Here is a 14,781-nt window from a genome sequence, read left to right as displayed (position 1 = left end):
ATCCTGATGCCGCATGAGGGCAAGGCTGGCGCGGAGAAACATCTGCGACGGGTCTTCGGCATCCTGTCAGAGGCAAAACACCACCCCCGCTTCCATTCGCAAACCTTGGTCTGATCCGTCTCTTTGCAGTCAACCCGCAAGGGGTCGGCCTACGCGCGCGTGCCGCTCTCGCGGATTCGGGACACATGCCCGAACGCACGAGAGTGATTGCAGATCCAGTCAGACACTTCGGGCGCCTGTCGCGCGGGGGATGGTCCCCCGCCTCCAGAGACAGGAGCCGATCCCGATGTCCTACGCAGATGCCACCGCCTTCGCCGCCAGCCTCGCCGACACGCTGATGGTCGAGATCGTCGTGTTCCAGGCCGGGGACGGAACCCACGGTGCTTGCCCCGCCGCCGAATTCGACGGCGACAACGACATGGTGAAGCTGGAACTGGACCCATGGGCCTGAGGCGCGACACGCGCCTCATTCCCTCCGCCCGGATCGCGGCTTATCCCGCGACCGGGCGTCCGGTCCTGCGATGACCGCCTATCGCCGGCAGCGCAACCGGGGACGCGCCCCGGCCAGAGAGGAAGAGTGCGGGCCGTTCGGCCGTGACGGGTTGGTTGCCGGAGAGAGAGGCTCGCCGGCGCCCGTCATGGAGTGATCCCGATGACCCATTTCCGATCCGATACTTTCCGGCCCATCGGCCAGATTCTCGCAACCGAGGTGATGCCCGCGCTCTTTCGCGCCCGGAGGCTGCCGCTGCGCATCTCGTGCCTCGGCATCGCCAGCGATGACGGTAATGACAAGGCCGACCGGTTCGACCGCACCATTCCGCTTGGGGAATGCCAATCACCCGAAGAGGCCATGCGCTTTGCCTGCCTGCGCCTGTCCCAGAGCAATATCTGCACCGGCCCCGACAGCTTCCCACACTTCCGCCCACGGATCATGGTCATCGAGGATTGCGAGCATCGCCTGGTCCTCGCCGGTGAAATCCGTGCCGGTGTCATTCTCTGGCAGCAGCCCGTTGCCTCGGACCCCGAGGCGCGCCGGATCGTCTCCGAGGCCAGCCGGTTGCGCGGCATGGCCTTCCGGTCGCCCGATCCCGACGAGGCTCGCGAGTATCGCTACCGCGCCGCCACGCTGGAAGCCCGGCTGGTCGATCCGTTCTGGCGCGAGACCACCACCGAGCTGCTCCGCCTGCCTCAGGCGGCCTGACCTCACGCCAACCTTCCCATCCACTTCGCCCGGCCATCCGCCGGGTTTTTCATTTCAGGAGCCTGATATGGCCGACAACAGCAAAACCGCATCCGAACCGCGCCCGCCGTTCTCCGACTGGGAAGCGCAGGCCGCCCTTCAATCCCGGCTCGAGGCCGATCTGTTCGCCATCAACAAGGCGACATTGTTCGATGCGCTGGTCTTCACCGGCGTTACCACCATCATCGTCACCTTCGACGGATATGGCGATTCCGGCCAGATCGAGGACGTCGAGGTCAAGGCCGGCGACGATAACATCGCCATGCCGGGGGCCATGATCGCATTCGCCAAAACCGTCTGGGGCCAGTCGGAGCCGGAGCGCTCGACCGTCACCATCGCCACGGCTGTCGAGAATCTCGCCTATGACGTCCTCGAACGAACGCATGGCGGCTGGGAGAATAATGACGGCGCCTATGGTGAGGTCATATTCGACGTCGCAAAGCGGGAGATCACGCTCGACTACAACGAGCGTTACACCGCCTCCGAAAACTACATGCACAGTTTCTGAGGGAGGCGATGATGGGACATTGTTATCATCACGCGCTGTCCTCGGCGCGCAAATGGGGTGGCGCGGCGGAAGACTATCTGCCGCTGCACCAATGGTTCGACGAGTCCAAGGAGATCATCGCGGATTTCCGGCATAGGGCGCTCCGCCATCATGCCCAGGGCATATTCGAACTGGAGCGGACGTTCGGCGCCACCATCACCATCTCGACCGGCCGCGTCGTGCCCGTGCGGTTGATCGGCGAACAGCATGTGCTGGAGGATTTCGGCTTCATACCTAGCTTCGCCGATTGGGTGCGCGCGATCCGTCCCCAGCCATGGATGGGCCGCGCCCAGCCGATACACAAGCTGGTCGATCCCTTCGCCGCGACCGCGGAGACCGAACCGAACACCGGCGGCTCGCCGCATCCGGTTCCCGATCCATCGGCACGCTGACCGCCGCCTTTCCTCCCAATTCCGCCCGGCCTCGCGCCGGGCGCTTTCGTTTCAGGAGCCTGACATGGCCGACTATTTCACCCATTTCTCCTGCCTGCTTGAAGTGGGCACCCCCGAAAACGCTGCCCGCGCGCTCGACCTCTATAATGCGCTCTCGGATGATAACGCCGCGGAAGATCCGCCTTCGGACGGATTTCTGCTCTCGATCCAGCCCGAACATGGGGGCTCGCATCTCTGGATGCGCGATGACGGCACGGGCGATCCCGAGCATGTCATCCAGTTCGTCAAACGCTGCGCGGCCGAGTTCGGCCTGACCGGATTATGGGGCATGCAATACGCCAACACCTGTTCCAAACCCCGCGTCGATGGGTTCGGCGGCGGCGCCCATGTCCTCGATCTCGCCACCGGCGAGACTGTGGACTGGATCTATACCGATGGCTGGCTGTCCATCGTGCTGGAGGGAGGCGACCCTCATGCCTGAGATCATCGAAACCACGGTCTACAGGCTCGACGAGCTGTCCGATGCGGCCAAGGACAAGGCTCGCGCCTGGTATCGCGAGGGCGGATTCGACTACGAATGGTACGATGCCGTCTATGAAGATTTCCAGCGCATCGCGGAAATCTTGGGCCTGGACCTCAAGACACGGCCCGTCCGGCTCATGGGCGGCAGCACACGGCAGGAGCCCCGCATCTGGTTTCGGGGATTCTGGTCGCAGGGCGACGGGGCTTGCTTTGAAACGCGGTATTCCTATCGAAAGGCCGCGCCGCGCCGTATCAGGGAATATGCCCCGCAGGACACCGAACTGCACCGCATCGCCGATGCCTTTCACACGATCCAGCGCCGAAACTTCTATCAGCTTCGCGCCGAAGCCACCCATCGCGGTCATTACTATCATGAGTATTGCATGGCGATCTCCGTCGAGCGCGATAGCCCGGCCTGGCAGGACATGACGGACGACGCCGAGGAAACCGTCATTGAGGCGCTGCGTGACCTCGCCCGCTGGCTCTATCGCCAGCTTGAGCGCGAATACGACTATCTGTCCTCAGACGAAGCAGTTGATGAGACCATCATCGCCAATGACTACACCTTCACCGACACGGGACGCCGCTTCGGCTGATCCTGATAAGCGCCCCGCCGTCACGGCGGGGCGCTTTTCCACTGTCATCATCTCAAGAGGCAGAGAGGTGCCGGGACGGGTTGAGTCCGGGTGGTCGAGAGAGAGCGCCCTCCGGGCTTTCCCGTTCCCGCTCTCCTGAGGTTTTCCGTAATGAACATTTCGTCTCCCGCGGCCGAGCCGGTCGCGCCGCTGGCGGCTGCGCCTTCCATCCTGGCCGCCGCCAATCTCATCCTTCCCTATCTCGAACGCGGCCAGCGCGTCGATGTCGCGATCCTGCGCGGCGCGATGGAAACCGCCTTCGGTGCGTCCGACGCCAGCGGCGCCTGGGACTGGAAACTGGCGTATGAAGCCTGCGAGGTCGCCACGGTTCTGTTCCTGCGAAAATACGGAAAGGCGCTTTTCCGTAAAGCCGCGTCTCCGCTTTCCCGGCTCGATCCGCTGGCGAAGATCGCCGGCCTGCTGCCGACGCAAACCCGCCGTTCCGAAGAAAGCCAGAGCTTCCAGCAATTCAGCACGCCTTTGCCGCTCGGCCTCGCCGCGCTGACCGCGGCATCGATCACCCCGGACGATATAGTGCTCGAACCCTCGACGGGCACTGGTCTTGTGGCCATCCTGGCACAAACCCTCGGTGGTTCGCTGATCCTCAACGAACTGGCCGAAATCCGCGCCGATCTTCTCTCTTCTCTCTTTCCGGCCTTTCCCGTCACCCGGTTGGATGCCGCCCAGATCGACGATCATCTGGCCCCGGATGCCGTGCCGTCCGTCGTGATGATGAACCCGCCATTCTCGGTCATGGCGAACGTCACCGGACGCGTAGCGGATGCCGCATGTCGGCATGTCGCTTCCGCGCTCGCCCGGCTGGCCCCCGGCGGGCGGCTAGTCACGATTACCGGCGCGAATTTCAATCCCGAGGCCCCGGCCTGGCGCGATGCCTTCATCCGCTTGCAGGCACGTGGCCGCGTGGTGTTCACCGCCGCCATCGGCGGGGCGGTCTATGCCAAGCACGGCACCAGCATCGACACACGGTTGACGGTGATCGACAAGGCGCCCGCCGACGACCCTGCCATCTTCCCGGTCTCACCTGGGATTGCGCCCGACGTCGCCACGCTGATCGGCTGGATCGAGAGCCAGGTTCCGCCACGCCTGCCGGTCTCCTTGCCGAAAGCCGCTATCGCATTGCCCGCCGAGGCTCCGAAGACGGTGCGCGGTTATCTTGCCCGCGCCGCATCCTCCCGCCCCGTTGCTGCTCCGGCCAACGATCCCGAGGGCATGGAACTCGCCTATGAGCCAGTGGACTGGGCGCCGCCGGAAGGCGCGCGGCTGTCGGACGCGATCTATGAGGAATATGCGCTGCAATCGCTGCGCATCCCCCTCGCCGAGCCACATCCGACCAAGCTGGTGCAATCGGCCGCCATGGCCTCGATCGCGCCGCCCAAGCCTTCTTACCGGCCCATGCTTCCCGCCGACATCCGTACCCGCCTGTCGGATGCGCAGTTGGAGACCCTGATCTATGCAGGAGAAGCCCATGCTGATCATCTCGCTGGCGCCTGGATGGTGGATGAGCATTTCGACAATGTGAGCGCCGCACTCGAGGATGCAGCCGGCGCTGTCCGCTTTCGCCGAGGCTTCATGCTGGGCGACGGGACCGGCGCGGGCAAGGGTCGCCAATCGGCCGGGATCATCCTCGACAATTGGCTGCGCGGACGGCGCAAGGCGGTTTGGATTTCGAAATCCGACAAGCTGATCGAGGACGCTCAGCGCGACTGGTCGGCGCTCGGCATGGAGCGACTGCTAGTCACACCTCTGTCGCGCTTCCCGCAGGGCAAGCCGATCACGCTGACGGAAGGCATCCTGTTTACCACCTATGCCACGCTGCGCTCCGATGACCGGGGCGAAAAGGTTTCGCGCGTGCGTCAGATCGTCGATTGGTTGGGCTCCGATTTCGATGGAGTCATCATATTCGACGAGAGCCATGCCATGCAGAATGCCGGTGGCGGTAAGGGAGAACGCGGCGATGTCGCCGCCTCGCAGCAAGGACGCGCGGGCCTGCGGCTCCAGCACGCTCTGCCGGATGCCCGCGTGGTCTATGTGTCGGCGACGGGCGCCACCACCGTCCACAATCTCGCCTATGCGCAGCGGCTCGGCCTCTGGGGCGGCGAGGATTTCCCGTTTCAGACCCGCGCCGAATTCGTCGAGGCGATCGAGGCCGGCGGCGTAGCGGCGATGGAGGTTCTGGCCCGCGATCTCCGCTCTCTTGGTCTCTATACCGCGCGGTCGCTCTCCTATGATGGCGTTGAATATGAACTGGTCGAGCACCCGCTGACCGGCGAGCAACGCCGCATCTACGATGCTTACGCGGCCGCATTTGCCGTGATCCATGGAAACCTGGACGCGGCGATGGAAGCGGCCAATATCACCGGCAGCGAGGGCACTCTAAACCGGCAGGCCAAATCCGCCGCGCGTTCCGCCTTCGAGAGCACCAAGCAGCGCTTCTTCGGCCATCTGCTGACCTCCATGAAAACCCCGACCCTGATCCGGTCCATCGAGGCAGATCTTGAAGCAGGCCATGCCGCCGTCATTCAGATTGTCTCGACCGGCGAAGCCCTGATGGAACGGCGACTGGCCGAGATCCCGACCGAGGAATGGAACGATATTTCCGTCGATATCACGCCGAGGGAGTATGTCGGCTCGTATTTGCAGCATTCCTTCCCGGTACAGCTCTATGAACCCTTCAGCGATGGCGAGGGCAACCTGTCGTCACGCCCCGTCTTCCGCGACGGTCAGCCGGTGGAATGCCGCGAAGCCGTGGCGCGGCGCGACGAGATGCTGGAGCAGCTGGGTTCGCTTCCACCTGTACCCGGTGCGCTTGACCAGATCGTCCAGCGTTTCGGCACGGATGTGGTGGCCGAGGTCACGGGCCGCTCGCGCCGGATCGTGCGCAAGAGCGACGGAGCATCGGCACGCCTTGCGGTCGAGAACCGTGCGCCGTCCGCCAACCTTGCCGAGACTTCGGCCTTCATGGATGACCACAAGCGCATTCTGGTCTTCTCGGATGCCGGTGGCACCGGGCGCAGCTATCACGCAGAACTCTCGGCACGAAACCAGCGGCTGCGAGTCCATTATCTGCTGGAACCGGGCTGGAAGGCCGATGCCGCCATTCAGGGGCTGGGGCGCACCAACCGGACCAATCAGGCGCAGCCGCCTCTGTTCCGGCCGATTGCCACGGATGTCAAAGCCGAGAAGCGCTTCCTCTCGACCATCGCCCGCCGCCTCGACACGCTGGGCGCGATCACACGCGGCCAGCGCCAGACCGGCGGACAAGGGCTGTTCCGCCCCGAGGACAATCTGGAATCCGGCTATGCCCGCGACGCGCTTCGCCAGCTCTATCTGCTGATCGTGCGCGGCAAGGTCGAGGGATGCTCGCTCGAACGGTTTGAATCCGCCACCGGCCTGAAGCTGATGGACAGCAATGGTGTGAAGGACGACCTGCCGCCGATCACCACCTTCCTCAACCGTCTGCTGGCGCTGACCATCGAATTGCAGGGTATTCTGTTCTCGGCCTTCGAGCAGCTTCTGCAGGCCCGGATCGACGGGGCCATTGCATCCGGCACCTATGACATGGGGCTGGAAACGCTGAAGGCGGAAAGCTTCATCGTCACCGACCGGCAGGTGATCCACATCCATCCGGGCACAGGGGCGGAAACCCGGCTCCTGACGCTCACCGAGCGCAAACGCAATCAGCCGGTCACGCTCGATGCCACGCTGGCTGAACTGGATGATCCCCGCGCAAGATTGCTCATCAACGAGCGGTCGGGACGTGCCGCCGTGCAGATTCCGACCACCAGCGTTATGCTGGATGATGGCGAGATCGAACGGCGCGTGCGGCTGATCCGGCCGATGGAGGCGATAAATATTCCGGTGCGGGCGATGGGCGAAACCCACTGGATCGAGGCCGATCGTGTCGCCTTCAGCGCAGCCTGGACTGCGGAACTGGCCGAGGTGCCGGAGTTCACCGACAGCATCCTGCATATGGTGACAGGGCTGCTTCTGCCGATCTGGAAACGCCTGCCGCAGGAATCCTCCCGCGTCTATCGCCTCCAGACCGACGAGGGCGAACGCATCATTGGTCGCCGGGTCTCGCCGGCATGGGCCGCCAATGCCTCGACCAGTGGCGTCACCAGCAGCCTGACACCGGATGCCGCCTATGCCGCGCTGATCGAAGGTCGCACGATCCTTGATCTCGCCGAGGGGCTGCAACTGCGCCGCGTCCGGGTCATGGGCGCCAACCGGATCGAACTGACCGGCTTTACTGACGCGATGCGCGACCGGCTGCGGGCCTATGGCCTCTTCAGCGAGATCATCTCGTGGAAGCTGCGTTTCTTCGTGCCCGTCGATGCAACGGGACCGGAGATCACCGGCAAACTGCTTGACCGCTTCCCGGTTGAGCGCATCGGTGAGCGGGAGGCCGCATAATGGCGCGTCTCAACGCTTCCGAACTGGCCCAGCGTCTCGGCCGACAGGCCGAGGCGGTGTGCCGCCACTATCTGTCGAATGGTCGTAAACAGGGCAATTACTGGCAGGTTGGCAATGTCCGAAACACGGCTGGACGCTCCATGTTCGTCCGGTTGCACGACAGCGTGAAAGGCATTGCCGGAAAATGGCAGGACTCGGCCACGGGTGAACATGGCGATCTGCTCGACGTGATCCGGGACTCGCTCGGCCTGATCGACTTCGCAGATGTTGCCGAAGAGGCCCGGCGCTTCCTCAGCCTGCCGCATGCTGACCCTGATCCGTCATCCCGCCAGTCTCGAACGCCAGCACCATCGGGATCGTCCGAAGCGGCACGTCGCCTCTGGCGCATGACGCAACCGCTCATCGGCAGTACCGCAGAGGCGTATTTACGCGGACGCGGCATTACGGATTTACGCCAAACCGCAAATCTGCGCTTCCATCCCAACTGCTACTGGCGGCCTGAGGACGATGGCCCGACCGAGACATGGCCCGCCATGATCGCCGCCGTCACCGGCCTCGATGGCAGGATTACCGGCGCACACCGCACATGGTTGGCCCCGGACGGTTCCGGCAAGGCACCTGTCGATCCGCCGAGGAAGGCAATGGGCGACCTGCTCGGGCATGCGGTTCGTTTCGGTGATGCGCAGGATGTCATGGCAGCGGGGGAAGGCATCGAAACCATCCTGTCGCTGCGTCAGACTCTGCCCACCATGCCGATGGTTTCCGCACTCTCTGCCGGACACCTCGCTGCCATCCTGTTCCCGCCACAACTGCGCAGGCTCTATATCGTCCGCGATAACGATCCGGCAGGTGACAGCGCCTGCGATAGCCTGGTGGGCCGGGCGCACGAGGTCGGGATCGAGGCCATCACGCTCTCGCCCATGATGGGGGACTTCAACGAAGATCTCGCAACTCATGGGCTGGATGCCGTTCGGGCAAAGATCCGGGTGCAAATCGCTCCCGAGGACGTCAGCCGCTTCATGGCCTCGATAGCATAGCCGGTACGGGGGCCGTGATCGGGGCGTTCCGATCCTTTCATGCGCATTGGCTGCATCCTGTCATCAGCAGAGGACCGCGCCTTGGCCTTCCGAGAGGGCGATCGGCCCACAAACGCTCCGGTCAGGCAATGGCGGCGCCCGACTGATTTCCGTCGGCGGGCAAGCCCGCCTTTACAGCGCGAAACAAATCAGCCGGGCTTTGCCATCAAGGCCCTCGCCAGAGGCTCGCGCTGCCAGACCGGAGCGCCCGTGGGCTTTCGTCGCCATGAAGGCCGCGACGGTCGCGGTCCAACTGACGGAAGCATCCCATGTACGCGCACGACGATTTCGAACCCGATCACAGCACGTCCCCGACCGGCCATGCCATCGAAGAACTCGAACTCTACGGCTACCGCCCCTCCGAAGACGAGGCCGATCCCCGGATCACACCCGAAGATCACGTCATCCAGGGCGCAGTCTCCGACATCTTCGATGCCCTGATTTCCACCATGGCCGACACCAGCCTCGATTTCGACCTCGACGAGATCCTCTGGTCCACCGTCAACACCTTCCACCGCGCTGTCGAATGGATCGAGACGAAACTCGACGATAACGAGCAGGCACAGAAGCGTCTTCAGCGTGAACAGGATGGCAGCGAGGTCAAATCCGTCCAGCTCGAAACCCTGATCGGCGCGGGCCAAAGCCTGATCGAGCGCCGCGACAGCATGGAAACCTTCCGCGATAGCGCCGCGGACATCTATCTGCGCACCACCGGAACGCCCTGGTCGCAACGCTCCGGCTCACGGGTCAACCATCGCAAGATGACCTCGGCCATGATCGACAGCCGCGACTTCATCGCCGCAAAACGCCGGGCCGACAACGAGGTGCTGCTGCCCGCAGGTCCGAAGATCGCCTTCTCGGGCGGTGACACCACCGATCACCGGACGATCTGGGCCAAGCTCGATCAGGTCCACGCCAAGCACCCGGACATGGTGCTGATGCATGGCGGATCGCCCAAGGGCGCGGAACGCATCGCGGCCACATGGGCCAATAACCGCAAGGTCGCACAGGTCGCCTTCAAACCCGACTGGGCAAAACATGCCAAGGCAGCACCGTTCAAACGCAACGACCAGATGCTCGGCATTATGCCGATCGGGGTCATCATCTTCCCCGGCACGGGCATTCAGGACAACCTGGCCGATAAGGCCCGCAAGATGGGCATCCCGGTCTATCGCTTCGGGACAGGCAGCGCGTGAGCGCTGCCTTCCCAGCTTCATCATGAGCATGGCGATAGCTCACGCCGATCATTCCATGTCGCACAGACAGACATGTTCATGCTAAAGGTCGCGGTGCGCCGTGGTGGTGGTGGAAGGCGCAACCGTCCAACATTTTGCACGGAGACACCACCATGATCGTCCTCGGAATCCTTGTTTCCATCGCAGCCATCGGCACCATGTGCTGGCTGCTGTTCAACCTTGCCGTCTTTGCTCTTCCGTTCTTTATCGGCATAAACGCAGGAACCTGGGCCTATGGCACGGGGGCTGGCTGGCTCGGCGGCATCCTCATTGGTTTTCTCGCCGCCGGTCTGACACTGGCAGTCGGTCAGGGCCTGCTCATGCTGGTCCGCCCGATCTGGGCGCGACTGCTGATCGCTCTGGCCTTTGTCGCTCCGGCGGGTATGGCCGGGTTCTACGCCACCCTCGGTATCGTCAAGCACATGATGCCCTCAGAGACATGGCAACTCATCTTCTCGGTCATCGGAGCGGTTGCGGTGGGCGTGACAACGTTCCTGCGCGTTGCGGGCATGGCCGCGACCGGCCCAGCGGACGGCGGCTTTGTGCGCACTTGAACCACAGTGATCCGTTGATCGCGACCAGAAGCGGATACGGATCATCTTCCATCTTCGTCAGGAATATGGCGGTAGATAGCGGGCAAGCATCGGATCAGCGTGAGACACAGCCGCGCCCCATAGGAGCGTAGGACGGTCAGCGCCAGCGTTCGTGGACTGACCAGAAACCGATGGGGCGACGCCGGTTGGAATAGGCCGGAATGAGAGATGCGCATGGCCTGAGACGCGCGGTGACAAAAGAGCCGGTACGGCCGGTCTGGTCATCCTGTTGAGCCCCAAGGTTGCCACCGTCTCCGTTCAGCCCCCGTGTCTCGACCGCTCCAAACGGCCTCTTCAATGGCCTGATCTGGCCGAAGAACAGCGCGATGCGCTTCGACCGCTTTAGCGCAACAGCGTCGTCACAACTTTCTTCCCCTGCCGGCAGAGCCGCCATTCCGCGCGGAACAAGAAAGTTTCTCCTGTGCTGTCCAGCCCCTTTGGGGTGCGCCAGCGTTCGTCTCCGGCCGGTCGATCGCCATCGAGGCCGCAATGGTGCGGGCTCGGAAACGGAAAACGGAGACTTAAAATGGCAACCATCGGCACCTTCAAGAAGACCGGCTCGAACGAATTCACCGGCGAAATCGTCACCCTCAGCGTCCAGGCCAAGGGCGTGCGCATCGTTCCCGACCTGCGTGCCACCGGCGAGAACGCCCCCAGCCATCGGGTCCTGGTCGGCCGCGCCGAGATCGGCGCCGCCTGGTCCAAGCGCTCCAACGAGGGCCGCGACTATTTGGGCCTCAAGCTCGACGATCCGAGCTTCACCGCCCCGATCTACGCCAACCTCTTCGACGACGAAGACGGCGAGAGCTACGCTTTGATCTGGTCCCGGCCCAATCGCCGCAATGGCGAGTAAGCCCGTCGCGCGAAGATGCCCCGCCCGGACGATCCGGGCGGGGCAAAGCGCTTGAGGGCAACCGAATCAGTCGGCAGCAGTTCAATCTATCCCACCCGTAAACCTGTCAAATTGTCTGGCCAGACCCACGAGGAGCGACTATTATAGTCGTAGTTCTGGCGCGAGAGCTGGTCCGAATGGGAGGTGATCATGCATGATCACCGCCCGACAATCGCGGGCCGCACGCGCGCTGCTTGGTTGGACTCAGGAGACGCTCGCTGACAAGGCCCGAATATCGCTGACCGCGCTCAAACGCCTCGAGTCTGAAAGCAGACTCGACGTGTATGAGACGACGCGCGATCAGGTTCGCAGGGCGTTCGAGAGCAGCGGCATCATCTTCCTGAACCCCGACCAGGGTATCGGAGTGCTGCTGGTCGATGAGAAACACCGACGGTCCCCACCGCCACTCTAGCGCTCACGTCCCGGTCTCGCCTGAAAACAGGCTTGGGATTTCGGTCGCATCGTGGTTAATAAATTCCTTCTATGCGGATAGAGATATCCCAAAGGGGGCATCGTGACCGATTCCAACTTTCTGGATGAGCCGCCGGAAAGCTTTGCGCTCACCGACTACGATCGAGCGCATATGAAGCTCTACATGCGTCTGTTGGATGCAGCAGCTGACGGTGCTGACTGGCGTGAAGCCGTAAGTGTCCTCTTCGGCCTTGATCCCGAGTGCGACCCCGAACGTGCCCGTCATGTCCATGACCGGCACCTGGCCCGCGCCCGCTGGATGACCACCCATGGCTATCGCCAGCTTGTTCGTGAAGGACAAAGCCACTGATCTGGTGATGCGCTGGCCGCAATACCCATTGCAAGCAATGCGGCTTCCACCTTTTGCCCGAGCCGGCAATCGTCTTCGCCTCGACACACCAGAACCGCGAAAAGGCTGGAGGGCAGGATGTCTCCCGACACATCCCGGTGGCGAACACCGTCGAATTATGACTACACCGACCATCTGAACGCATCCGATGTCGGCTGGGAGTGGTTGAGGCGCAACCAGGACTATCAGCGCGACTTCGATGCTCTGCAAAATGCCGCAACTCACACCCCGGCTTTGATTAAACGAGCGAGCCTCCGCTGGGGGCTGCGATTTCGCCGCCCCACCGAGCCTCAACGCTACTGAAACTCCGGTTTTCTGGCTTCCCGAAGACGACGCAGGCGCTGTCATACTCGCGCCGGCGCCCCCGATCCTGCCACATGGCACAATCGCGGCAACTGCTCTGTCCGACGCGCACGAGAGAGTCGGGCCTGAAGCGCATCACATCCTGCATCCGCTCGGCGGCGGCGATCATCTCCATCTCGTTCTGCCGAATGACGCCCCGGTCGATATAGGGCTCGTCGCCATCGTGCCGCTCGGACTAGAAGGATTCGATCGCGTCAAGGCGATTGTCCGTCTGCTTGCTTCGCTTCACCACCGATCCGTCCCGCCAGACACGCGGTTGACGGGTCAGCAACGTGCGCGTGCGCGGCGCATGTTGCAGGCTTTCGATGGGCGGCAGACCGGCGCCACCCATAAGGAAATCGCCGAAGTAATCTTCCACACCGGCAAACTCACCCGCGATGAATGGCAAGCGGCTTCGGAGCGGCATGCCGTGATGAGCCTCCTGGAAGGGGCCGAGGCCATGATTGCCGGTGGCTATCGCGGCCTTCTTCGGCATCGTCGCCGATCATAATTCGCGCCAGCCTCGCAGCCGGTGTGGAGTTTTAGGCCCCCCTTACTTCCCACTGCAACTCGCCGTCCCGCCTTCGCCATCGTGGCCTGCGTCAGCCGTTGCTCGCCAGCGGCCTCAACGCACCCACGGAGGCCCCATCCATGCGACCCGATCTCGCCGCCCTTCCGCCACGCTACCTGCGCACCAAGGAAGCCGCCGAATTCCTGAGCCTGTCGTCCCGCACACTGGAAAAGCACCGCACCTATGGCACCGGCCCCGCCTACCGGAAACTCGGCGGGCGCGTCGTCTATGCCGTCGATGACCTGACGGCCTGGGCCGATAGCGGCTCGGTCAGGTCCACATCCGATCCGCGTGGCGCGGTGCAGCCGGCAAAGCGGCAGGCAACCGCACCCGTTGCCCGTCGTGCGCGATAGCCGCGAGGCGGCTCCCTCATGCCGATGCGCAAAAGCTCAACATCAGAACGTGGGCAGCTCGATCTGTTCAGGGCGCTTCCGGGCGATTTCTCGCCTCGCGATGCACAGGATCTCATGGCCTATCCCTTCTTCTCGCTCTCGAAATCTCACCGGACAGCCCCGATCGATTTTGTCGCCGGCGGCGTCGCGATCCGTGTCGAAGCCGTACCCGACCATGGCATGGCCACCATCTGGGACGCCGACATCCTGATCTGGGCGGCCAGCCAGATCGTCGAGGCCCGCGACGCAGGATTGCCAACATCGCGTCTGATGGCCGCCACGCCCTACGAAATACTGACCTTCATCCGGCGTGGTGTCGGCGCGCGCGACTATCAGCGTCTGAAGGCCGGGCTTGATCGGCTCCAGTCGACAACGGTGTCGACCTCGATCCGGCAGTCCGCGGAAGGCCGCCGCCATCGCTTCTCCTGGATCAACGAATGGCGCGAACGCACCGACCATCGCGGCAGGTCGGCAGGCATTGAACTGATCGTGCCGGACTGGTTCTACAGCGCAGTCCTCGACGACGCGCTCGTTCTCACCATCGATCGGACCTATTTCAACCTGACGGGCGGCCTGGAGCGCTGGCTCTATCGTCTGGTACGAAAGCATGGTGGCAAGCAGCGGCGAGGCTGGCGGTTCGATCTGCGTCACCTCTACCTGAAGTCGGGAAGCCTCTCGCCCTTCAAGCGCTTTGCTTTCGAGTTGCGCGACATCATCCGTCGTCAGCCGCTTCCGGGATATTGGCTTTGCCTTGAGATCGAGGTCAGTGGCCGCACCCTGCTCGCGTTCGAGCCGTGGAAACCCTGTGGAAAAGCTGTGGATGGCGTCGTGCCATCAGGAACCCCGACCCTTGTGCCATCGGGAACCGCGCGCACGTGCCATCGGGAACTCAAACAGGCCGTAACCGATGAAAAAGAAAAAAGAAATCGTGCCCTTAACTTAGAATCTAACCAAGAATCTAACATTGAAGAGCGCGCGCGCGATGTGGATAGAACCTGTCGGGGTGCCAGGTTTCGCGAACCGGGGCGAGGTTTCATGAACTCGTTCCAGGAAACGCGAACCGGATTCACGGACCGGGAGCCGGATCATG

At 63.2% G+C, this 14,781-nt stretch carries 18 protein-coding genes; 17 read left to right on the top strand and 1 reads right to left on the bottom strand.

Translation table 11 applies throughout. From position 1 onward, the window contains the following. Positions 1 to 286: 286 nt before the first annotated feature. The 10 genes from FHS81_RS17240 (at position 287) to FHS81_RS17195 (ending at position 10,635) form a co-directional block, all read left to right on the top strand. Positions 287 to 451 (top strand): hypothetical protein, encoded by a 165-nt coding sequence (locus tag FHS81_RS17240; protein ID WP_173830039.1) that lies wholly within the window; start codon positions 287 to 289, stop codon positions 449 to 451. A gap of 201 nt (positions 452 to 652) precedes the next feature. Then, on the top strand, positions 653 to 1,201 hold the full coding sequence (locus FHS81_RS17235; protein ID WP_030540760.1) for a hypothetical protein: 549 nt from the start codon (positions 653 to 655) through the stop codon (positions 1,199 to 1,201). Between the two features lie 67 nt (positions 1,202 to 1,268). Continuing rightward, entirely contained in the window at positions 1,269 to 1,748 is a 480-nt protein-coding gene (locus FHS81_RS17230; RefSeq protein WP_030540759.1) for a DUF6878 family protein, read from the top strand. Between the two features lie 11 nt (positions 1,749 to 1,759). Then, complete coding sequence (locus FHS81_RS17225; protein ID WP_030540758.1) at positions 1,760 to 2,179, top strand: DUF6915 family protein; 420 nt, start codon at positions 1,760 to 1,762, stop codon at positions 2,177 to 2,179. A gap of 64 nt (positions 2,180 to 2,243) precedes the next feature. Then, a complete protein-coding gene (locus FHS81_RS17220) occupies positions 2,244 to 2,660 on the top strand; it encodes a hypothetical protein (protein WP_030540757.1) in 417 nt (138 codons plus the stop codon). Next, positions 2,653 to 3,297 carry an antitoxin of toxin-antitoxin stability system gene (locus FHS81_RS17215; RefSeq protein WP_103023845.1) on the top strand — a complete coding sequence of 215 codons (645 nt, stop codon included), beginning with the start codon at positions 2,653 to 2,655 and terminating at the stop codon, positions 3,295 to 3,297. Before FHS81_RS17220 ends, FHS81_RS17215 begins: the two co-directional genes overlap by 8 nt. 150 nt (positions 3,298 to 3,447) lie before the next feature. Beyond that, positions 3,448 to 7,770, top strand: a complete 4,323-nt coding sequence (locus tag FHS81_RS17210; protein ID WP_030540755.1) for a strawberry notch family protein — start codon at positions 3,448 to 3,450, stop codon at positions 7,768 to 7,770. Next, positions 7,770 to 8,807 (top strand): DUF7146 domain-containing protein, encoded by a 1,038-nt coding sequence (locus FHS81_RS17205; RefSeq protein WP_030540754.1) that lies wholly within the window; start codon positions 7,770 to 7,772, stop codon positions 8,805 to 8,807. The genes FHS81_RS17210 and FHS81_RS17205 overlap by 1 nt, the downstream gene beginning before the upstream one ends. Positions 8,808 to 9,115: 308 nt before the next feature. Beyond that, positions 9,116 to 10,042: a DUF2493 domain-containing protein gene (locus FHS81_RS17200; protein ID WP_103023844.1), complete on the top strand. Its 927-nt coding sequence runs from the start codon at positions 9,116 to 9,118 to the stop codon at positions 10,040 to 10,042. Positions 10,043 to 10,194: 152 nt separating this feature from the next. Next, positions 10,195 to 10,635 (top strand): hypothetical protein, encoded by a 441-nt coding sequence (locus tag FHS81_RS17195; protein ID WP_030540752.1) that lies wholly within the window; start codon positions 10,195 to 10,197, stop codon positions 10,633 to 10,635. Between the two features lie 136 nt (positions 10,636 to 10,771). Here FHS81_RS17195 and FHS81_RS19085 read toward each other — a convergent pair whose 3' ends face one another. Continuing rightward, complete coding sequence (locus tag FHS81_RS19085; RefSeq protein WP_183754807.1) at positions 10,772 to 11,068, bottom strand: hypothetical protein; 297 nt, start codon at positions 11,066 to 11,068, stop codon at positions 10,772 to 10,774. A gap of 132 nt (positions 11,069 to 11,200) precedes the next feature. Here FHS81_RS19085 and FHS81_RS17185 point away from each other — a divergent pair, with 132 nt between their 5' ends. The 7 genes from FHS81_RS17185 to FHS81_RS17155 all read left to right on the top strand — a co-directional run. Further along, complete coding sequence (locus FHS81_RS17185) at positions 11,201 to 11,527, top strand: DUF736 domain-containing protein (RefSeq protein ID WP_030540751.1); 327 nt, start codon at positions 11,201 to 11,203, stop codon at positions 11,525 to 11,527. Between the two features lie 193 nt (positions 11,528 to 11,720). Continuing rightward, positions 11,721 to 11,978 carry a helix-turn-helix domain-containing protein gene (locus FHS81_RS17180; RefSeq protein WP_030540750.1) on the top strand — a complete coding sequence of 86 codons (258 nt, stop codon included), beginning with the start codon at positions 11,721 to 11,723 and terminating at the stop codon, positions 11,976 to 11,978. 102 nt (positions 11,979 to 12,080) lie between these two features. Beyond that, complete coding sequence (locus FHS81_RS17175) at positions 12,081 to 12,347, top strand: DNA -binding domain-containing protein (protein ID WP_081856769.1); 267 nt, start codon at positions 12,081 to 12,083, stop codon at positions 12,345 to 12,347. A gap of 117 nt (positions 12,348 to 12,464) precedes the next feature. Then, positions 12,465 to 12,689 (top strand): transcriptional regulator domain-containing protein, encoded by a 225-nt coding sequence (locus FHS81_RS17170; protein WP_183754805.1) that lies wholly within the window; start codon positions 12,465 to 12,467, stop codon positions 12,687 to 12,689. Between the two features lie 223 nt (positions 12,690 to 12,912). Continuing rightward, entirely contained in the window at positions 12,913 to 13,239 is a 327-nt protein-coding gene (locus FHS81_RS19080; protein ID WP_199797745.1) for a DUF2285 domain-containing protein, read from the top strand. 140 nt (positions 13,240 to 13,379) lie between these two features. Beyond that, complete coding sequence (locus FHS81_RS17160; protein ID WP_030540746.1) at positions 13,380 to 13,652, top strand: helix-turn-helix transcriptional regulator; 273 nt, start codon at positions 13,380 to 13,382, stop codon at positions 13,650 to 13,652. Positions 13,653 to 13,670: 18 nt separating this feature from the next. Then, positions 13,671 to 14,781, top strand: a 1,111-nt coding sequence (locus tag FHS81_RS17155) for a replication initiator protein A (protein WP_183754804.1), incomplete at its 3' end; no start/stop codon positions are given.

The organism is Pseudochelatococcus contaminans, from assembly GCF_014195635.1.
In the GTDB taxonomy this organism is placed as follows: Bacteria; Pseudomonadota; Alphaproteobacteria; order Rhizobiales; family Beijerinckiaceae; genus Pseudochelatococcus; species Pseudochelatococcus contaminans.
Note: the sequence above shows the minus strand (reverse complement) of the source record. Positions and strands in the feature narration are given on the sequence as shown.